Origin of the sequence: Polaromonas sp. YR568, from assembly GCF_943372955.1 — a bacterium.
GTDB lineage: Bacteria > Pseudomonadota > Gammaproteobacteria > Burkholderiales > Burkholderiaceae_C > Polaromonas.
In genome coordinates this window covers 41,910-61,528 of record NZ_CALSAL010000007.1, presented here as the reverse complement: position 1 = coordinate 61,528, position 19,619 = coordinate 41,910, and the positions used below count along the sequence as shown (strand labels likewise).

The 19,619-nt window shown below is 56.7% G+C and carries 15 protein-coding genes and 1 pseudogene; 8 read left to right on the top strand and 8 right to left on the bottom strand.

Translation table 11 applies throughout. The annotated features are described in order from the left end of the window. Window positions 1-7 precede the first annotated feature (7 nt). The 6 genes and pseudogenes from AAG793_RS14615 to AAG793_RS14590 all read left to right on the top strand — a co-directional run bounded on the left by AAG793_RS14615 (window position 8) and on the right by AAG793_RS14590 (window position 6,142). Window positions 8-1,324: a TRAP transporter large permease gene (locus AAG793_RS14615; protein WP_341909427.1), complete on the top strand. Its 1,317-nt coding sequence runs from the start codon at window positions 8-10 to the stop codon at window positions 1,322-1,324. Then, entirely contained in the window at window positions 1,300-1,974 is a 675-nt protein-coding gene (locus tag AAG793_RS14610) for an isochorismatase family protein (RefSeq protein WP_341909424.1), read from the top strand. Before AAG793_RS14615 ends, AAG793_RS14610 begins: the two co-directional genes overlap by 25 nt. 9 nt (window positions 1,975-1,983) lie before the next feature. Further along, entirely contained in the window at window positions 1,984-3,471 is a 1,488-nt protein-coding gene (locus tag AAG793_RS14605) for an aldehyde dehydrogenase family protein (protein WP_341909422.1), read from the top strand. 231 nt (window positions 3,472-3,702) lie between these two features. Then, a pseudogene (locus tag AAG793_RS14600) lies at window positions 3,703-4,316 on the top strand (IS5/IS1182 family transposase); the annotation flags it as partial. Between the two features lie 325 nt (window positions 4,317-4,641). Then, window positions 4,642-5,499 (top strand): Sir2 family NAD-dependent protein deacetylase, encoded by an 858-nt coding sequence (locus AAG793_RS14595; protein ID WP_341909420.1) that lies wholly within the window; start codon window positions 4,642-4,644, stop codon window positions 5,497-5,499. 46 nt (window positions 5,500-5,545) lie between these two features. Beyond that, window positions 5,546-6,142 (top strand): hypothetical protein, encoded by a 597-nt coding sequence (locus AAG793_RS14590; RefSeq protein WP_341909418.1) that lies wholly within the window; start codon window positions 5,546-5,548, stop codon window positions 6,140-6,142. Between the two features lie 26 nt (window positions 6,143-6,168). Here AAG793_RS14590 and AAG793_RS14585 read toward each other — a convergent pair whose 3' ends face one another. The 4 genes from AAG793_RS14585 to AAG793_RS14570 all read right to left on the bottom strand — a co-directional run bounded on the left by AAG793_RS14585 (window position 6,169) and on the right by AAG793_RS14570 (window position 12,986). Further along, a complete protein-coding gene (locus tag AAG793_RS14585) occupies window positions 6,169-7,011 on the bottom strand; it encodes a hypothetical protein (RefSeq protein WP_341909416.1) in 843 nt (280 codons plus the stop codon). A 4-nt stretch (window positions 7,012-7,015) separates the two neighbouring features. Then, entirely contained in the window at window positions 7,016-9,529 is a 2,514-nt protein-coding gene (locus tag AAG793_RS14580; protein WP_341909414.1) for a site-specific integrase, read from the bottom strand. A gap of 161 nt (window positions 9,530-9,690) precedes the next feature. Next, window positions 9,691-11,721, bottom strand: coding sequence for a hypothetical protein (locus tag AAG793_RS14575; protein ID WP_341909412.1), 2,031 nt, complete (start codon window positions 11,719-11,721; stop codon window positions 9,691-9,693). Window positions 11,722-12,509: 788 nt separating this feature from the next. Further along, complete coding sequence (locus tag AAG793_RS14570; RefSeq protein ID WP_341909410.1) at window positions 12,510-12,986, bottom strand: low molecular weight protein-tyrosine-phosphatase; 477 nt, start codon at window positions 12,984-12,986, stop codon at window positions 12,510-12,512. Between the two features lie 256 nt (window positions 12,987-13,242). On the opposite strand from AAG793_RS14570, the gene AAG793_RS14565 reads away from it, so the two are divergent. Then, window positions 13,243-13,728, top strand: a complete 486-nt coding sequence (locus AAG793_RS14565) for a hypothetical protein (RefSeq protein WP_341909408.1) — start codon at window positions 13,243-13,245, stop codon at window positions 13,726-13,728. Window positions 13,729-13,745: 17 nt separating this feature from the next. Here AAG793_RS14565 and AAG793_RS14560 read toward each other — a convergent pair whose 3' ends face one another. Together AAG793_RS14560 and rsmI are read right to left on the bottom strand one after the other, a co-directional pair. Next, window positions 13,746-14,981, bottom strand: coding sequence for a multidrug effflux MFS transporter (locus AAG793_RS14560; protein ID WP_341909406.1), 1,236 nt, complete (start codon window positions 14,979-14,981; stop codon window positions 13,746-13,748). Next, complete coding sequence (rsmI, locus tag AAG793_RS14555) at window positions 14,978-15,850, bottom strand: 16S rRNA (cytidine(1402)-2'-O)-methyltransferase (RefSeq protein ID WP_341909469.1); 873 nt, start codon at window positions 15,848-15,850, stop codon at window positions 14,978-14,980. The genes AAG793_RS14560 and rsmI overlap by 4 nt, the downstream gene beginning before the upstream one ends. 50 nt (window positions 15,851-15,900) lie before the next feature. Here rsmI and AAG793_RS14550 point away from each other — a divergent pair, with 50 nt between their 5' ends. After that, a complete protein-coding gene (locus tag AAG793_RS14550) occupies window positions 15,901-16,356 on the top strand; it encodes a YraN family protein (protein WP_341909404.1) in 456 nt (151 codons plus the stop codon). 8 nt (window positions 16,357-16,364) lie between these two features. Here AAG793_RS14550 and lptE read toward each other — a convergent pair whose 3' ends face one another. Together lptE and leuS are read right to left on the bottom strand one after the other, a co-directional pair. Further along, window positions 16,365-16,889, bottom strand: a complete 525-nt coding sequence (gene lptE / locus AAG793_RS14545; RefSeq protein ID WP_341909401.1) for an LPS assembly lipoprotein LptE — start codon at window positions 16,887-16,889, stop codon at window positions 16,365-16,367. 38 nt (window positions 16,890-16,927) lie between these two features. Next, the gene (gene leuS, locus AAG793_RS14540) at window positions 16,928-19,555 is read right to left on the bottom strand and encodes a leucine--tRNA ligase (protein ID WP_341909399.1); all 2,628 of its coding nucleotides are present in this window, start codon (window positions 19,553-19,555) and stop codon (window positions 16,928-16,930) included. Window positions 19,556-19,619 lie beyond the last annotated feature (64 nt).

Sequence of the window (19,619 nt, the reverse complement as noted above, 5' to 3'; positions counted from 1 at the left end):
GTTCAAAGTGGACTGGACGCTAAGCCTGATCGCGTTGCTTGCAGGCGTGATTTTTTTGATGTTCATTGGTTTACCTGTGGCGCTGGCTTTTTTAGCTACCAACGTAGTGGCTGCCTTTGTGTTTATGGGCGGTATGGCTGGCATTGATCAGCTGGCACGCAACTCGATTGCATCGGTCATCACTTTCTCGCTCACACCGATACCCTTGTTCATTTTGATGGGTGAAGTGTTGTTCCAGACCGGTCTAGCGATGAAGGTGATTGATGCGTTTGATCGGTTAATCTACCGCATACCGGCTCGTCTTCCAGTCGTTTCTGTGGTGGCAGGCACAGCTTTTTCAGCCATCTCTGGATCCACCATTGCGACGACTGCCATGTTGGGCCGCTCCATGACTCCGATCATGCTGGAGAAGAAATATCACCCCTCTTTGGCAATGGGGCCCATCATTGCTATTGGCGGCGTTGACATGCTGATTCCGCCATCAGCGCTCATCGTGTTGTTTGGGAGTTTGTCCAATATATCCATCACCAAGCTCTTGTTCGCAGGAATTGTTCCCGGCATTTTTTTGGCTGTATCTTTCGTGGTCTACATCATTGCAAAGGCAGTTTTAAAGCCAGAAAGCGTACCTTCAGATGATGAAGGTACGCGTTACGTCGGCTGGCAGCGTTGGCGCCTTTTTGCCCTCTATGTACTGCCACTGTTATCGGTTTTTGGTGTGGTGATCGGTGCCATGTCATCTGGTGTCTCCACTCCGAGTGAGGCTGCGGCATTGGGGGCAGCCGCCACGATTTTGTTGGCAGCATGTTACCGAGTCTTGACCTGGCAAAGCTTGGTGCAGTCGTTGAAGGGTACGGTGCAAGTGTCATGCATGGTGCTTTTCATCATCGTTGGGGCCACAGCTTTTTCTCAGATATTGGGCTTTTCGGGCGCTACCAATGGTTTTTTGGGTGCGGTAGGTGCACTTGATTTGAGTCCCAATATGCTGATCTTGGCCATGATCCTTATTTTGTTAGTTCTCGGCTGTTTTGTTGACCAAGTCAGCATGATGCTTTTGACGCTACCGTTTTTTATGCCGCTGGTCATGAGCGCAGGAATTGATCCGATTTGGTTTGGCGTGCTCTTCTTAATCGCCATGCAACTGGGACTGATGACGCCTCCATTTGGTTTGTTACTTTTCACCATGAAAAGCGTTGCCCCCCCGCATATCACCATGCGTGAGGTCTTTGAAGCGGCCTATCCTTTTGTGATGATCAGCATTTTGATGCTTGTCTTGGTCTTTTATTTCAAACCCATCGCCACTTGGTTGCCAAGTTTGATGGGATAAGCGTAATCACGATGAAAACCGAATTTGATTTTTTTACTCAACGTGGTTTTGGACTGACTATTGGGTACGGCCTTCGCCCTGCGGTGTTGGTGATTGACATGATCCGAGCTTTCACCAACCCGGATGCGATGTTGGGTGCCAATCTGGACGCGCAAATCGAAGCCACTCAGAATTTACTGAAGAGTGCGCGCGCACGGGGTCTACCCGTCATCTTTTCAACAGTCAGCTATGACGATGTTGACCTCAAGGATGCGGGCATTTGGGCGTTGAAACAACGAGGTGTGATGAATTTGCGCACTGGCACAGCAGAAGTTGAACTAGACCCCCGTTTGCAACGCAAACCGTCTGAAGGATGGCTTGTCAAAAAATATGCCTCTTGTTTTTTTGGCACAGATTTAAGCTCGCGACTGGTGTCCCAAGGGGTAGACACTTTGCTGATAGCTGGTTGCACCACGAGCGGCTGCGTGCGTGCTACTGCAGTTGACGCTTTACAGACGGGGTTTCGAGCAATGGTCATCCGCGAATGCGTTGGTGACCGCTCAAGAAATGCGCACGACCAAAGCTTATTTGACCTGCATGCCAAGTATGCCGACGTGGTTGGGTTGGACGAAACGTGTGCATACATCGAAAAACTCCCATCCCTACTTTAAGGTTTTCCATTGACTGACCTTTCTAAAGATTTATCCACCCTCGTTTCATCAGTTTTGCCCGTTGAACAAGGCCAGTTTTATGGGGGAACGTGGCACCAAAACCCTAAAGCCCAACGCCTCATCAGCATCAACCCCTGTACAGGAGCGGTGTTGGCTGAAGTTGAGACAGCCAATGACGCTGATGTGGACGCGGCTGTAAACAGTGCAAAAGCTGCCTTCAAGGCTTGGGCCTCAACACCGCCCTTGGTCCGTGCTCGCTGTTTGCGCGAGGCTGCTGCTCGCATTCGAGCCAACGCAGCCGATCTTGCCTTGCTGGATGCGGCCGATTGTGGCAACCCCGTCAAGGCCATGCTTTTTGATGCGGAAATCGCAGCCACACAGTTGGAATACTTTGCAGGATTAGTCCTAGAGATCAAGGGCGAGACCATTCCAACGGGCAATGGTTCACTGAACTACACCCGCCGCGAACCGCTTGGCGTCGTTGCCCGTATCTTTCCCTTCAATCATCCCTTCATGTTCGCAGCAGGAAAAATTGCGGCCCCCTTGGCCGCAGGGAATACCGTTGTCATCAAACCCCCGGAGCAAGCGCCCCTATCAACCATGCGTTTGATGGAATTGCTGGCAGATGTTTTTCCGCCTGGTGTGCTTAACTGCGTGATCGGTGGCCGGGAAGTCGGCGCTGCGCTGACTTCTCATCCGCAAGTTGCCGCAGTGGGTTTGATTGGCAGCGTGCAAGCTGGCAAGGCCGTATTGCACGCGGCGGTTGACACTTTCAAGCGCACACTGCTGGAACTCGGCGGTAAGAATGCCATGATGATTTTCCCCGATGCAAATCTTGAAAAAGCAGTCGATGGTGCTGTGCGGGGCATGAACTTTACCTGGTGCGGACAGTCATGTGGTTCGACCAGTCGGCTGTTCATCCATGACAGTTTGCATGATCGTTTTGTAGAACAGCTTTTGGACCTGCTGTCCAAGCGCCACAAACCGGGTATGGCCACGCACATGGACACCACCATGGGCGCCCTGATCAACCGTGCTCAGTACGAGCGCACCATGGAATTCATTGCGAGTGCGCAAGCTGAAGGCGCATTGCTGGTGACTGGCGGACACCCTCCATCAGACCCAGCCTTGGCCCATGGTTTCTTTATCGAACCTACCGTCTTCACTGGCGTAAAACCATCTATGCGCATTGCGCGTGAGGAAATTTTTGGACCTGTGCTGAGCATCATGCGGTGGAGCCATGAAGACGAACTCTTTTCTGCCGTCAACGGTTTGGACTTGGGATTAACAGCCTCAGTTTGGACAAACAATGTGCGCACAGCCCATCAAGCAGCTGAACGCGTAGAGGCAGGTTATGTTTGGATCAATGATTGCTCCGCACATTTTATTGGCGCCCCCTTTGGTGGATACAAGCAATCAGGTCTCGGGCGTGAAGAATCAAAAGAAGAACTGTTTGAGTTCACGCAAATCAAAAATGTGAACGTTTCTATGCATTGAAAGCGCTAGTTTGAAGTCGTGCTTAATTGGATCCCATATGGGTCTTTCATCCATCACTTGCCGTTTGACGACTTAAAGCTTTTGTTGGGGAGTCCAGCGCCTGACAGCTCTGACCTGCCAGATAGGCTCTAGGAAGGTATTGCTGCAGCCTGAGGCCGTGCAATATCGCGCACCGATACGCCCAAAATCACCTTTTCAAAACATCCTAGGCTATCAGTAACCAGCCGTCGGTTCAGAACAGCAGACATCCGACGTGACAAGAGTGTAGGCATTCGTAATGTGTGTCGCCGGTTCGTCGTACTGTGTCGCGATCTCAAGCTCTTCAGCCAGGCCCTGGTGGCAATCGACAGCAGCAATTTCAAGGCTGAGAATTAACGGGATTGCAACTTCACAAATGTCAAGATTGACAAGCGATCAGAGCAGATTGAAGAGAGCATCCATCGTTACCTGAATGCACTTGAGACCGCTGACCGCACGCAGCCTGTTGAGCTTGAGGCCAAGACAGTGGGGCTGACAGACAGGATTGCACGGCTGCGCCAGCAAATGCGTGAACTCGGTAGCACCAAAGAACGGCTCAAAACACAACCTGACGGCCAAATATCCAGGACCGATCTCGATGCACGATTCATGGCGACCATTCCCAGAGGATCTGGCATGGTGGCTTATAACGCGCAAGTAGCTGTGGATGCCAAACACCATTTGAGATCGTTATGCACGAGGTGCCTAATGCTGGTAGCGACCGAGCGCAACTTGGCCCCATGGCGCAAGCCGCGCGTGAAGCCATGGGCAAAAAGAGACTGCGTGCCCTTGCAGACCAGGGATACTTTAGTGGGCACCAAATCAAGGAATTCAGGGTCACCCTGTGCCTTATAACGCCCAACAGACAGATCAAGAAGGTACTGGGTTTCATTCAAATGAGCATGCAGGGAAGAGACAAATCAGACGACGAGTTCAAGCTCGTCTGTCTGGGACTGATATTACGAACAATAGGGCTAATATAGGTGGCTTGAGCTCAATAGCAATCTAAGTCAATCGGGATGCGAACGTCTGCTTTCAGGACTTGAATGTATGAGTCACAACTTCCGGTTAGTCTCGGAAGCAGTCAAAACGTACTAATGGAGAATCGCGGCAGACTAGACTGAGTATTGATGACGCTTCATCAAATCGACCGTGAATACAAGTAACTCCCAGTCTAAATTTCAACAAGCCGCACAGGTTATAGCTGGCGCAGATGCATTGGTCATCGCGGCCGGTGCAGGTATGGGGGTGGACTCCGGCTTGCCAGACTTCCGGGGCAATCAAGGCTTTTGGCGGGCCTATCCAGCGTTGGCGAAAGCTAATCTCAATTTTGCCGAGGTCGCCAGCCCTCGCACCTTTGAGCAGGATCCAAGCCTTGCCTGGGGGTTTTACGGCCACCGGCTTGATCTTTATCGCAAGACCGTGCCACACGCTGGATTCCATATCCTGCAGCGCTGGGCTGAACGAATGCCACTCGGTGCAAGGGTGTTCACGAGCAATGTAGATGGGCAGTTTCAGACGGCTGGGTTTTCTGAGGGGCATATTCATGAGTGCCACGGGTCCATCCATCACCTGCAGTGCATCAACCTATGCACACCAAGTGTCTGGAGCTCGGACGAATACGAGCCTCTGGTGGACGCCGACAACTGTCGACTGATGAACTCACCGCCACGCTGTCCAAATTGCGGAGAACTCGCGAGGCCGAACGTCCTGATGTTCAACGACTGGCATTGGGCGGAGGATCGTTCTCAGACGCAGGCTGGTATCGAAGCGAAGTGGCTAGCGACGATTGCAGAAAGTCAGGCGCGCATCGTTGTCGTTGAAACGGGGGCCGGGACTTCTATCCCGTCAGTACGACATTTCAGCCATCGAATCAGTCATGAGCTTGATGGATGCATCATTCGCATCAACCCGCGAGAGTGGCAGGTGCCAAGCTCCAGGGACATCGGTATAGCCGAAGGATCATTAGATGCCTTACGAGGCATTGATTTGGTTCTTGAAGACTGGTGAACCGCGCATTATTCTTGGTCCACGATATTTTGGCGGAGGGCACATCATGAGTGACTGGGATTTTCTGTACGAAATGAACGCACGTGGCTACAGCCCAGAGGAAATAGCTGATGCTGCAAGCTCTGGCGCAGCGCCTTGGGAGTGGGATTACCTGAGCAAAGAGTGGATTGAATCGGAGCTGAATGGCGAGCCAAGAAAAGATGTCCTCCCCGTTAAACCGAGCGAGACCTTCCGTAGCAGAGAGGGCTTTCCTTTCAGCGTCTCAGAGCAAGCCCATATTTTCCAGGAGCTGGTCTCCTGCGCATCTCGGCACTTTCAAAACACCGGCAGGTACTTGCAGGTTTGGGGTGAGTTGGGGGAAATTTATGCGGAGCTTCACTTTGGGCTGCGTCGGCACGAGACGCACCGGGCGGGTTCAGATGGCACGATTGACGGGAAGTTAGTCGAGGTTAAAACCATCTCCCCTGAGAAAAGTGGCGACCACGTCCAAGTCAAGAGTCAAGGTGATTTCGAGCAGTTGCTTATTGTTCGTATCGATCGCGACTTCCAGTTCCAAGGCAAGCTATTTAACAGGAGCGCCTTATTGGGTGGCTCTGGCAAGTTCCTCAGAGGTCGGATGAGGGATGGTGAAAGCAGCTCATAACAAGATAGTCGCCAAGACCATAGAAATTACTTGGGCATTGGCCAGTCAGCGCCAGAAAACCAGTCAGCAGAATGGCGATTCTTAGTCTTCGCACACTTGCGAGGTCGGGCCTCGGCAAACCGCTCCAGCTCAAGGCCACAGACATCGCCTGCAAGGTCAAGTACTGGAAATGCGTTGACGACAACTGGGCGGCGCCTCTCGCTACCTGCCAGAAGGCGTTGGGCTATGTCGAGTTCGCTCTTGTGTCTTGGCCAAACCAGTTTGATCTGGCGTCTTGTTCCCAGATGCCTGAGCTCATCAGACCTCATGATCTTGCAGAAGGCGTGATTGGATGCGACCAACTTGACGATCAGACGTAACTCAACAGGCGTTTGACGTGTAGCTGTTTTCAAAAGGTGATCAAGATCGACATAGCATTGATCATTTTGAGCGGTGCGAAGGCGAATGGCCTTGAGGTTCAGCTTGCTCGCCACCCTGATCAATTCCATCATGTCGGACTTAAAGCCCCGGGATTCAAGAATCTCCCAAAAGCGGGCTGGCGTCAGGCGCAATTCCCTGGCCAACTCATTCAGTGCTTCGAACTTCGGGCGAAGAGTGTCCCTCACTTCTTTGGCCTCTTGCTCGAGTTGGCTGGCGTCCTCAGTATCCATCCTGAAGAAATCCATCTGTGCTTTGGCGTTGAGGCTGAATTCCAATAATTCACCGCCGTCCTGAATACTCGTCCTCACTGTCAAACTTGAAATAATCTCTGGCGCCGCGAGGAGGTTCTTGATCGCCTCTATCAAGCGGTTCACGAGGCTTTGATGGCGATCGACAAGATAAGACTGATCATGATTTCGGACAAACAGATCAAAGAGCTTGATAGGCATGGATTTAGCCCTGTTTCTTTTGAAGAAATGCTGACATCGCGCCGACCAGAAAAGCCGAATGCACTTCGGTCATCCGACAAGCAGCCGATGGTGTCTTCTGCCCGTGAAAAACTGGTCGACGACAAACGATCAGATACCGAGACGCCCTGCCACCCCGCTTCCCCACACTTTCAAGCGATCGCTCGTGATCAAAGAGTGTGTGCGTAAGGTTCTGAATCTGAAGGTGCGTACCGCCTTCCTGTGCATGCTCGGCGGGGGTCGAAGCGCCACGAACAAGAAAATGTTCAGCAGGAACGCCTGCCTGCCTCATGAATTTGATGATCGGATCGCAATCTGAAGGCTTATCCAGCGAGATCGCTCCGCCCTTGAACGAGCGCAGCCAGCTTAGCCCAACTTCCTTTAGGGAGTCCGCATTCAGTTTCTTCAGGCCAGACCAGATCGACTGGTGAACGGAAAGCTTCGGTTGGTTGAAATTAAATCCCAGCTCGACTAGTCGCTGCTGGGTCAACTTCACCTTCACCTCCAGGGAATCGTACTGAGAATCCCACACGCTAGCCTTTTTCGTGCCGAGCAAGCCTCCGGTAATGTCCAGCGCGCACTCCACATGGGCAGTCAACGTGGACATGCTGATCCCGCAACGGCTGGTTATGGCAGTCGGCGGAAGGTCGCTGCAGATATCCATTAACACTTTCCGGATGAGCGTCACTTCATGGCGCTGCCTGGCAGTCGTTGATTTGAGAACATTTGGGGATTGGCCGTGTGACTGCTCCGAGGTATCAATATTGCGAGGCTCCGGTCCTGTTGCTACTGGGGCGACTGCGATCTGGGGAGGACCGATCAGACACGGAAACTTTGCAGCCAATTTCCGGTCAACCGCTTTGCGGAGCGCGGTGTGAGGGGTATGAAAGTAACAAATCAAGGTCGTTGCGACGCTTTTGTGGCCTGCGATGAATGCAATTTCTTGTAGACGTGCGGTGGCTTGGTTCGAATCAGTGATCTCAAAGGCTTGATTGATCATCCGTGTGACCACGCTGTGTCGCAAGGTATGAAAACTGACCGACGTGTCTCCTGTGGCCCATTTCAAGGTTTGATTCAAAGAACGAATACTCCTGCCGAACCGGTACAGCCTTTGTTCATCATGAGGGTCACCGAAGAGGAAGTGCTCACGGTGGGCATACTCCGTTTTTTCGCGCCGCTTTAACCAGTTCAAAAGTATCCCGCAGCTCTCCTCAGTCCCCAACGGTATGATCCGGCGGGCAGCTGTAGATTTGCCCTCATGAAGTCCACGGCGTGGAGCAATTTCCAACTGGACGTGTCTTGTACCGTGTACATCCATGAACCGTATGTTTAGTATTTGCAGCAGGCTGATTTCGCCAATTCGAATCGGGGCACGATCACCGATCCAAAGGATTACTGCCAGTTGTTCTTGCAGGCGTTCATCAGGCTCATGCGTTTTAATGAACTCGAAGGAAGCGCACAACTCGTTTGGCCACACGACGTTGGCGTGAACTGCCCGCTGCTCGACGGTTCCGTGATCGGGCAAGTAGGCTTCGATGCCTAGCTGGGATTGCAGGTATTTGTTGAGAGCGGCGATTGATTTGCTGCGAGTTGCTGTGGGTACGACGTTGCGCAGTGCAATTAGCTGGTTATGCCACGCCTCATCAGTGAGACTGAGTGGGTGGCAACCGGTCTTGGTAATCGCTGCGTGCAGATCCTTGGCCAGATCTTTCAAATAGCTCCTGATCAAATCTACATTCCCCTTAGCTGTTCGCGCCGTACCGCGATTCAGCATAAAGAGGGTGAAATCGAAAATCAAAGCTGCAGTAGGGTCGGCGGTCTCGAGGCTTCCAGAGAGCTTGGACAGGCTTCGAATGGCCGCCTCTCGTGAGCGGTCTGAGGATTTTCGTGGTCCTGCATCCCGATTTTCTTTTGACTTCAATGCGTCCAGAAGTGCTGTGATGAGCCACGCAGAGGATGAGGACACCTTAGCTTCAAAGAGCGAAGAACAAATTGCATCGCACAGTGTTTCCTCGTTCTGATCGGTGCGGCGCGGCGACGGCGAAAACTCAGCGGGATTCCTCGATGCCTGAAGTCGCCTGGCAAGCACGTCGGACGAGAGCGGCGTGATGGGTTGCTCATGACACAGGTCAGCAAACAACGGGCGCGGCAAATTGAAGTAATTCCACGCCGTGGCATCGTTGATGAGCCACTTGAGTAACGATTCTGGCGTCGCGCATTTCGGGAGCGGATACCAGTTGCTGAGAATCGTTGTGGCTTCTGCAAGGGCTGTGCTGGTATCAATCTCATCACTGCAAGGGATTCTTTGGAGAACCTTGTGTGTGTGGACAGAAAGCTCTTTGCAAAAAAGCCTGCGATTTCGAGCCCAATGGATGTAGATGGTCGGGTCAGCGCGATCCGATTTCAGCGCCGCCACAGTCATTTGCAGAATATCTTCTACTGCATGTGGCGTGTCAAAAACAGTGAGTGAGCAGATCAATGCACTGATAGGGTCGTTCAACCCGGGGATCCCAGCGGCGGCGCGCGTCAGAAACTCGTCATAGCGCTCGACAGCGACTCCAGTGGCCCTAGTGGGCGTCAAGTAACTGGCTCCGTTTGCGTCCCGAACGATGTTGAACATCCTCGGCGGTTGCATTGGCATAACTGCTTTCCGGCGGAGGATCATTTCTTCCTCCCCAGCCCAACGATGGGGCGAATTTTCATGTCTCCAAGTGTGGCGTCGATCGCGGCCGACATGGTCGACATCCAGTCTGAATCAATCCCCATACTGGTCATCAGATAGCTAGAGCGGCTACGGCTATGGTGACGCAGCCACGCCTCAGTCTCTTCGTGCGTCACCCCGAAACGTCGGGGGTCGTTCATGAAGAAGTGTCTCGAGAAATCGAGCGAAAGGCGAAGCTTCGCGTCCGTGAGATCACTGAAAATATCAGCCGACGAAGCTGGCTTGTAGCCATCTGATGCCAAAAACAGAAGCGGGACAGACTGCCGATCCAGTACACGCTGAATATGCCCGATGAGTTGGTTATGCGGGTCAATGTGTTCCATTCGGCGCATCAGTCGCTCAAGGTGGCAGAACCAGAGTTCAATCTGACACTTGAGCAGTTCGGGGCATGGGAGGACGCTCAAACCCATACTGGGGCCGTTGAGCTTGTGTTGGTAGTTGATCGTGCTCAGATGGGATGTTGGGTCGTCCGCTTGAATCGTCATCGGCGACTCATTACGGCTGCCAAGACATAGCGCCACCATCAAGGTAACTGCCCTGGTAAAGCAGTCATGAAAATGCAGGAGGCGAGGCAGCCCGCATCGACGTCCTGGTGCCGCCAAATGAACCTGCTCAACGCGCCACGTATACAGTGATTGAATGGCCTCTTGTGTGGGCGTCGAAGACGCCCCAACCGCCACATGGTGATCTGGACAAACGCTGACTGGATGACTCAGGCCGAGTGAGGTAAACCACTTCTGTTCTGCGACCAACATTTCCTTAGACGTGGCATTGAAGTAGGCGTGTGCGGAGTGGCCGATCAGACCAAACTGCAGGGTCAAATAAGCAGCCACTGCGGAGTCGACCCCAGCGCTGACAGCACTTGCGCCTGCGGTGGCAATGAGACGAGCGACCGTCACTCGGATCGCTCCCTCATGGATCCCGGGTATCGCAGTTTCTTCAGTGGAACCGTCCATCAGGTCGCTAAGGCGCTCGGCATTCGGGTTGTTGTAGTAAGCCTGTTGAATGACGACGCCAGCCTCTTTGGGAATCCGCAAGCGATGGACAGAACTTGTGGGCACAAATGATTGCCCCTCCTGCTTGTCCCGGTCATGGAAGACTTGAGCAAGGTCAATCAGGAATTCCATTGCCTGCACATCAAACTGAACCATAACTTCTGGTTTTCGAGCAGTCGCAAAAGGAATATTGAGAAATAAGGGCCAAGGCAGACCCACACGAAAGGCAGCTAGCTGGATGGCGGGCTTGAGCTCGTGGTGAAGGCAGCCGGAGTGCAAAGACTGGATGGTTGCCTGAAGCTCTATTGAGGTCAGCCGTGCCAATCCTGATCCTTCCCGATCTTCATGTTGCAGGCTGCGCGAGCGAGCGACTAAGCAGGCGGTTAGCCGCGCTTCGAACAGCAACTCGGCGCTCTTGAGGCCCCTTTTTTCAATACTGCAGTAGGAGCGTAAGTCGCCAACCAGACGGTTGGCGTAGTTTTTGATCTTCTGCTCATGGCGTAAGAAGGCGTCTTTGTCGAGTGTCTGCATGCAGGCGACCCGCGCCAGCTCAAGGGGCCCAGGACGCATCTGGCGATCGAGACGAACGGCTAAGAGGAACTCGGCTGCGATGAGCATGGCGGTTGACTGGCTAGCGTCTGCCGGCATCAGGGCAAGCAGGCTCCATGCGGGATGTTTTGTGGCGATCCCCCCCACGGCGTAGAGCTGAAGGCTGTCCTCCGCAGCACCCGCGTGTATCAGCTTGATCAGGTTGATCTTCAGGTCTAGCCACTCGACTGCCACGACAGGTTCAGAGACAAAGAGAGTGTCCATACACCTGATGAGATTCCGCCGCACGAAGGCTCGGGCGGGCTGACTCGCAGGTGCATTGAGTGCTTTATTGATCCGATAAGTCAGAAGCAAAATGTCGTATTGAGCGGGCGCATTTATGCCCGATGAAGAAGGGGAAATCGTCGTATCAAGGGTGTTTTCCATCACACAGCTCCAAAGTAGATTGAGTGGGGCCGATCCAGGGATCGCGAAGGAAATTGGGGCTTGAAATGCGCCCGACCGCATGTGCTGAAAACCATTGCATGCGACGCGCAGCAGCGCGCATCGCGAGGCAATTTGGGTTTTGAGCTATGTGACGAGACGCAAAATCGGTCTCGTAAGGATGAAAGGGTCTGTCAGACCCATGACGCGACTATGCCGTCGGTCAGGGCGGAGAAATGCTCTCCGCTGACTGGGATTTTCTTCGTGGCTGTGACCAGTCGGAAAATCTAGGCTGGGTTATTGGCCAGCTGCCACCCACTGCCTGACCCAAGGATGGGTTTTTCAGCGATTGATTTATTGAAGCACAGAATTTGACGCTTGCCAATATTTTGCAAGGCCTTCACATCAATTATTTCTACGGAGAGTCTTTGTCACTCGTTTGATTTGAAGGGTGGCGTAGCGTCGGCGACCGGATGAGGTGGTAGAAAAAAGCGGGCTTGTGGTCGGAAAACGCGGTTCTGTCTGGAAGGGCTGGTACGACCGCAGTGACGATTTTTGAAGTAGTTAATCGTGGTTAGATTGCATTTCCTTTGCCGACGCGGTTGATTTCTGACGGTGGCTAGAACCTGCTCGCTTCAATAAAATCAACGACTTAGCGTTTCGGGGTTAAGACTTGCAATCCAAATTGATGCACCAGCTCAGCAATTCTTTTGGCACTCCGAAGCCGTCATCCGATCAGTCGGTGCATCTGGAATACGCCAGCTTCGATTTGCTGGATGTCGGGCTCGAACTCAAGCCACGCGCTGCACATGACGCAGCAAACCTTCGCAAGCGTCCTCCACCAGATCAAGCACCTGATCAAACCCGCCCGCGCCGCCGTAGTAGGGGTCGGGTACCACCGGGCTGTCGTGTTGCAGGCAGAACTCGGTCAGGCGGCGAACCTTGCGCTGATGCGCTTCGGGGCAGATGTCCTGCACCAGCGCCAGGTTGTCCCAGTCCATCACCAGAATCAGGTCGTGTCGGGCAAGGTCGTCCTCGGTGATCTGGCGCGCCCGCAGATCGGAGAGGTCATAGCCGCGCCGGGCAGCGTGGTGGGCCGAGCGTTCATCGGGTGGACTGCCTGGGTGGTAGTTGTGGGTGCCAGCGGAATCGACGCGAATGCGGTCGGCCAGACCGGCTGCAACCAGCTTGTGGCGGAATACGCCGTGCGCGGTGGGGCTGCGGCAGATGTTGCCCATGCACACAAACAACACTGAAAACGTGGTCATGGATACTTTCCTGTGATGGCTATGGATGGATGCGCGCAATCGATTGCTGATGATTCGCGAAGGAGTCATGCATGCGGCAAGCGATCGACGCTGCTTGCCCAGGGGTGGCTCCTGCCACCGTGATTCTCTCTGATGCCCACCCGGTCTTTGCGGGAAACCGTGGTGTCGATCACGGGAATAAGGCTACGCTGCCGGCAAGCATGTGCAGAATTGGTTAACGTCCTTTAATCACATTTATTGCGCAACGGAGATTCCTATGCATGCATTCAAGACCGTAACGCTCGCTTTGTCGGTTCTGGTGCTCCTCGCGGGCTGCGCCTTCAAAGCGGTTGTTCCGGGCATGTCGCGTGAAGAGGTGCTGGCCAGTTACGGCAAGCCCACCCGCGTTGTGCCCTTCAACGGCGGCACACGGCTGCAGTACTCAACGCAGCCTGCAGGGCAAAACGCCGTCATGGTGGACCTGGACAACACCGGCAAAGTGGTGGCTGCACAGGAAGCGCTCAAGTCATCCGAGTTCTACAAGATTGGCATCGGCAAGTGGACGCGACCGGATGTTGAGTTGGCCTTCGGTCCACCCGCACTGGTGGACCGCGTGCGTTCGTGGCCGGGCGACATCATGACCTACCGCTGGCGCGATGGCAGCGAGAACATGCTGTTCTGGGTCTACCTCGATTCGAACAACGTGGTGCAACGAACCGGTCAGGGGCAGGATTACTCGATGGAAGCGCCCGATCCCAACTAGCGAGCCCACCGGGCCATTCAGTTCGGTGATGTGGGCGCGCGGCCGATCTCCGGCCAGCGCTGGTGCAGGTAAATCCAGGCGACCAGCCCGATGCACATCATGCCGAGCGAAACCAGCGCCAGTGCCTGCGTGGAATGCATCACCAGTGGCGCCACCACACCAGCCACCAGGCCATTGGCTGTCGAGCCCACAAAGGTCTGTAGCGACGAGGCCATACCGCGGCGATCCGGATGCAAATCAAGCACGAGCAGTGTGACCACTGGCACCATCAGGGCCCAGCCGAACGAGAACACCGCAATAGGCACCATGGCCCACCAGGCGTTCGGCACAAAGACGAAGTTGGCCACCACGTTCAGCAGTGATGTCAGCAGCATGATCACAAAGCCGTGTCGTATTTGCTGCTTGGGCGCGATCTTGCCAGCGAGCCGTCCGCTCAGCCACGCGCCCGACATGATGCCGGTGATGATGAGAATGAACAGCCAGAAATACTGGGTCGGTGCCAGCGCCAGATGCTCCCCCAGAAACACCGGGGCTGACAGAACATAAAGAAACATGCCGTTGAAGGGCACGCCACTGGCCAGCGCCAGCAGGAGAAAGCGCGGACTGGCACCGAGTTGCCAGTAGCCCCGCATCAGGTTGGGCACGCGGAAAGACTGGCGGTCGCTGGCGGGCAGCGTTTCCGGAAGAAAACGGAGATTCACCAGCCACAGCACTGCACCAATCCCGGTGAGGAACCAGAACACACTTTGCCAGCCCAGATGCACAAACAGCCAGCCGCCAAACAGGGGTGCAATGACGGGCGCCACACCAAAGTAAATGGTGACCTGGCTCATCACTTTCTGGGCTTGCGAGGGCGGATACATGTCGCGGATCACCGCGCGCGACACCACAATACCAGCGCCAGTTGAAAGGCCCTGCAGCGCACGGAAGAACACCAACTGGCCAATGCTTTCCGATAGCGCACAACCTGCCGAAGCGATGGTGAACATGGCGACGCCACACAGCACCACCGGCCTGCGCCCGAAGCTGTCGGCCAGCGCGCCGTGGAACAGGTTCATGAAGGCAAAGCCGAACAGGTAGGCCGACAGCGTCTGCTGCATTTCCACCGGCGTGGCGCCTAAGGACGTAGCGATGCCAGCGAACGCAGGGATGTAGGTATCGATGGAAAACGGCCCCAGCATGCCCAGCACGGCCAGCAGGGCGGCCAGTGTCCAGCGGGGTGCGCGCCAGAGCTGATCGGCGTTCGGGTTCATTCCTGCTTCAACTTCAATGCGGCTTCGTACAGCTCGTTGCGCGCTGCGCCAGTGATCTCGGCGGCGATGCGGACGGCGGTTTTCAGCGGCAGCTCGGCCAGCAGCAGGCGCAGCACCCGCAGGCCGTCGTCCAGCGATGCCAGAGGCGCTGCACCGTGCACAACCAGTGCGAATTCGCCGCGGGTGCGTTGCGGGCTGGTAGCCAGCCAGGCGGCAAAGTCCTCCGCCGGCATCGTGGCGATTTCTTCAAACTGCTTGGTCAGCTCGCGCCCCACGGTGAGGGGGCGTTCCTGCAGCGCGGCCAGCGCCTTGGCCAGCGCCTCTATGCGGTGGGGTGCCTCCAGCAGCACGGTGGCACGCGGGTCGGTCCGCAGCTGCTCAATCGCGTGATCTCGCTCACCGGCCTTGCTGGACAGAAAGCCCGCAAAGACAAAACCGCTGTGGCTGTCGGCGCTGCCCTCGGCGCGCGTCACGCCAGCGGCGCTGAGCAGGGTGGTCACGCTGCTGGCGCCGGGCAGCGGCACCACGCGAAAGCCGGCCGCCCTGACTGCTGCCACCAGCCGCGCACCCGGGTCGCTCACAGCCGGTGTGCCCGCATCGCTGACATAGGCCACGCGTTCACCGCGCTGAAGGCGCTCGATCACCCCTGCGGCGGCTTCGGCTTCGTTGTGCTGGTGGATGGCGAGCAGCGCCTTGTCGGCGCTGGTCTCCACGCCGTACTGGCGCAGCAGCGGCTGGGAGTGGCGTTTGTCTTCGCAGGCAATCGCGTTGACGATCTGCAGCACCTGCAGCGCACGCAGGCTGATGTCGGCCAGATTACCAATCGGCGTGGCGACCACATAGAGCGCCGCTTCCGGATAATGCTGCATGCCGGCTGCGGCATGTGCTGCGTCCCGTGCGAGATCGAAAGAAGCGTTCAATGTGGTTTTCCAGAAAACAGGGGGTCCGGTCAGCGACTGCTGCTGAGGCGGCGTCGGGGAAATCCGTGACCGGGCAGGTTACCACCAAGTCACGCGGCGATGCGGCCGAAGCAGCTGCTCTGCACCATCTGCAGCAGGCCGGACTGACGCTGGTCGAAGCCAATTATCGGACGCCCGGCCGGGGCGGTGGCGAGATTGATCTCATCCTGCGCGCGCGCGACGGCACACTGGTGTTTGTCGAGGTGCGGCAGCGCGCCAGCCAGTCCCATGGCGGGGCTGCGGCCAGCATCGGTGCGGTAAAGCAGCAGCGCATCATCTTTGCCGCACGCCACTACCTGATGCGCTTTGCCAGCCTGCCGCCGTGCCGCTTTGATGTGGTGCTGGTGGAAGGGGCACTGCAGGCAGGTGACCCGGCGCGCATCGAGTGGGTACAGGGCGCGTTCGACGCGTCCTGAATCGGGGACTACAGCTCCGTCACAGCCGCCAGCCGGCGCAGCACCTGCTGCACCACATCGGACTGCATGTCGCGGTAGAGCAGGCCTTCCTCCGCCTCTTTGGCCAGCACGGCCGACTCGTTGAAGCTGATGTCGCGCTGCTGCAGGATTTCTGCATCGGGAATCAGCATCTTGCCGGCCAGCGTGCGCAGCCGGAAGCGAAAGCGTAGCTTGAGCTGGAACTCACGTACTTGGCCAGACGCGTTGGTGCTGAGCACCACCTTCTCGCGCTGGTCCTGCAGCACATCGAGCACCACCTGCGCCTGGCTGATCAGTCGCGCATCGGTGATGACGCGCACCTTGCCGGTGGACTGCAGCGAGCGCCGGAGCTCCACGCCCAGCGGTGACGACTCTGCGATGCCGCTGTAGAGCGTGGTGAAAGCAAAGTTGGGCGCCTTGCGCAGCGCAAAGCCGCAGCCCGACAGACTGGCCGCAGCCACACCGGCAGTCGAGGCCATCAGGATCAGCAGGTTGCGGCGTTGCGGGGTTTGCATGGGTGGTACCTTGGTGGGTGTGGTGCGGTCGCTGTGGGTCAGATGACGATGTTGACCAGCCGGCCCGGCACGACGATGACTTTCTTCGCAGCTGCACCAGCGGCCTGTTTGATGAAGGCTTCAGACGCCAGCGCGGCGGCTTCGATGGCCGCCTTGTCGGCGCCTGCCGGGACAGTGACCGCACCGCGCAGCTTGCCGTTGATCTGCAGCACCAGCTCGATCTCGTCCTGCTGCAAGGCGCTGGCATCGACCTCGGGCCAGGGGGCATCGAGCAGGTCGCCAGCAGTCGCGGCATAGCCGAGTTCCGTCCAGAGGGCGTGGGTGATATGCGGTGTCGCGGGGTACAGGCAGCGCAGCAGGATGCCGAAGCCTTCGCGCAGCGCGGCTGCGGATGCGGGGCTGGCGGCGCCCTTGAAGTCTTCAAGCGCGTTGAGCAGCTTCATGCAGCCCGACACCACGGTGTTGTACTGCATGCGCTGGTAGTCGTAGTCCACCTGCTTGAGCACGGTGTGGATTTCCAGGCGCAGGGCTTTGGTGTCCTTGTCCATGGGTCCGGCGTTCCCCGATGAATCCAGCGCCTTGAGCTTGAAGCCGAAGTTCCACACCCGGCGCAGGAAGCGGTAGCTGCCCTCGACCGCCGCATCGTTCCACTCCAGTGTGGCCTCAGGCGGCGCGGTGAACATGGTGTACAGGCGCGCGGTGTCGGCGCCGTAGCGCTCGATCAGGTCCTGCGGGTCCACGCCGTTGTTCTTGCTCTTGCTCATGGTGCCCACGCCTTCGTAGTTCACCAGCAGGCCGTCGCTCTTGCGCTTGGCACCCGTCACCTTGCCCGAGGCGTCGTGGACGTCTTCCACCTCATGCGGCCAGAAGTATTCGATGCCGCCCTTGTCGCCCTTGCGCGAGTAAATGTGGTTGAGCACCATGCCCTGCGTCAGCAGCTTGGTGAAGGGCTCGTCGACCTTCACCAGACCCAGATCACGCATCACCTTGGTCCAGAAGCGGGCATACAGCAGGTGCAGGATGGCGTGCTCGATACCGCCGATGTACTGGTCCATCGGCATCCAGTAGGCCGCGCCTTCCGCGACCATGGCCTTGTCGTTGGTGGGATCGCAGTAGCGCATGTAGTACCAGGACGAATCGACAAAGGTGTCCATGGTGTCGGTTTCGCGGCGCGCGGGCTTGCCGCATACCGGGCAGATGACGCCCGCATGAAAACCTTCGTGCTTCACCAGCGGGTTGCCCGAGCCGTCGGGCACGCAGTCCTGCGGCAGGACCACGGGCAGGTCTTTCTCGGGCACCGGCACCGCGCCGTGCTCGTCGCAATGGATGATGGGAATCGGTGTGCCCCAGTAGCGCTGGCGGCTCACGCCCCAGTCGCGCAGGCGCCAGGTGGTTTTCTTCTCGCCCAGGCCTTTGGCCGCGAGGTCGCTGGCCACGGCATCTACGGCAGCCTTGTAGGCCAGGCCGTCGTACTTGCCGGAGTTGATGGCCACACCCTGCTGCTTGTCGCCGTACCAGTCAGCCCACGCGTCGGCGCTGTAGGTCTGGCCCTTCACGTCGGTGACCTGCTGAATGCGCAGACCGTACTTCTTTGCGAACTCGAAGTCGCGTTCGTCATGCGCGGGCACGCCCATCACAGCGCCGTCGCCATAGCTCATCAGCACATAGTTGCCCACCCACACCTCGACCTGCTCGCCGGTCAGCGGGTGTGTGACGAAGAGACCGGTGGCGATGCCCTTTTTCTCCTGGGTCGCCATCTCGGCTTCGGTGGTGCCGCCGGCTTTGCACTCTTCGATGAATGCAGCGACCTGGGGGTTTGATGCGGCCGCATGCAGCGCCAGCGGATGCTCTGGCGCCACGGCGCAGAAGGTCACGCCCATGATGGTGTCGGCGCGTGTGGTGAAGACATACATCTTCCCGTCGCCAATCAGTGTGCCCGATGCGTCCTGGATGCTGTGGGTGAACGCAAAGCGCACGCCTTCGCTTTTGCCGATCCAGTTTTCCTGCATCAGCTTGACGCGCTCGGGCCAGCCGGGCAGCTTGTGGCTCACGCAGTCGAGCAGCTCTTCGGCGTAGTCGGTGATCTTCAGGTAGTAGCCGGGAATCTCGCGTTTCTCGACCACCGCGCCGGTGCGCCAGCCCTTGCCGTCAATCACCTGTTCATTGGCCAGCACGGTCTGGTCCACCGGGTCCCAGTTCACGACCTGGGTCTTGCGGTAGGCGATGCCTTTTTCCAGCATCTTCAAAAACAGCCACTGGTTCCACTTGTAGTAGCTCGCATCGCAGGTGGCGACCTCGCGGCTCCAGTCGATGGCCAGTCCCATCGCCTGCATCTGCTTCTTCATGTAGGCGATGTTGTCGTAAGTCCACTGGGCGGGCGGCACCTTGTTCTTCAGTGCGGCGTTTTCGGCCGGCAGGCCGAAGGCGTCCCAGCCCATCGGCATCAGCACGTTGTAGCCCTTCATGCGCAGCTGGCGCGTGAGCATGTCGTTAATGGTGTAGTTGCGCACATGGCCCATGTGCAGCTTGCCGCTGGGGTAGGGCAGCATCGAGCAGGCGTAGTACTTCTTGCGCGTCGGGTCTTCTGTCACCCGGTAGGCGTCAGCCGCCGTCCAGTGGGTTTGCGCGTGGCGCTCGACGTCGAGATGGTTGTATTTGTCTTGCATGAAAAGCCTGGAAACCTGCGAAATCTGGTGTGCGCGGGGACATTCAGAAGATGTCCCGGCAAGG

Coding starts and splice junctions, on each gene's coding strand:
- AAG793_RS14590 (WP_341909418.1), top strand. CDS start 5,546: ATGAGTGACTGGGATTTTCTGTACGAAATGAACGCACGTGGCTACAGC.
- AAG793_RS14585 (WP_341909416.1), bottom strand. CDS start 7,011: ATGCCTATCAAGCTCTTTGATCTGTTTGTCCGAAATCATGATCAGTCT.
- AAG793_RS14575 (WP_341909412.1), bottom strand. CDS start 11,721: ATGGAAAACACCCTTGATACGACGATTTCCCCTTCTTCATCGGGCATA.
- AAG793_RS14570 (WP_341909410.1), bottom strand. CDS start 12,986: ATGACCACGTTTTCAGTGTTGTTTGTGTGCATGGGCAACATCTGCCGC.
- AAG793_RS14565 (WP_341909408.1), top strand. CDS start 13,243: ATGCATGCATTCAAGACCGTAACGCTCGCTTTGTCGGTTCTGGTGCTC.
- AAG793_RS14560 (WP_341909406.1), bottom strand. CDS start 14,981: ATGAACCCGAACGCCGATCAGCTCTGGCGCGCACCCCGCTGGACACTG.
- rsmI (WP_341909469.1), bottom strand. CDS start 15,850: ATGCAGCATTATCCGGAAGCGGCGCTCTATGTGGTCGCCACGCCGATT.
- AAG793_RS14550 (WP_341909404.1), top strand. CDS start 15,901: ATGTGGTTTTCCAGAAAACAGGGGGTCCGGTCAGCGACTGCTGCTGAG.
- lptE (WP_341909401.1), bottom strand. CDS start 16,889: ATGCAAACCCCGCAACGCCGCAACCTGCTGATCCTGATGGCCTCGACT.
- leuS (WP_341909399.1), bottom strand. CDS start 19,555: ATGCAAGACAAATACAACCATCTCGACGTCGAGCGCCACGCGCAAACC.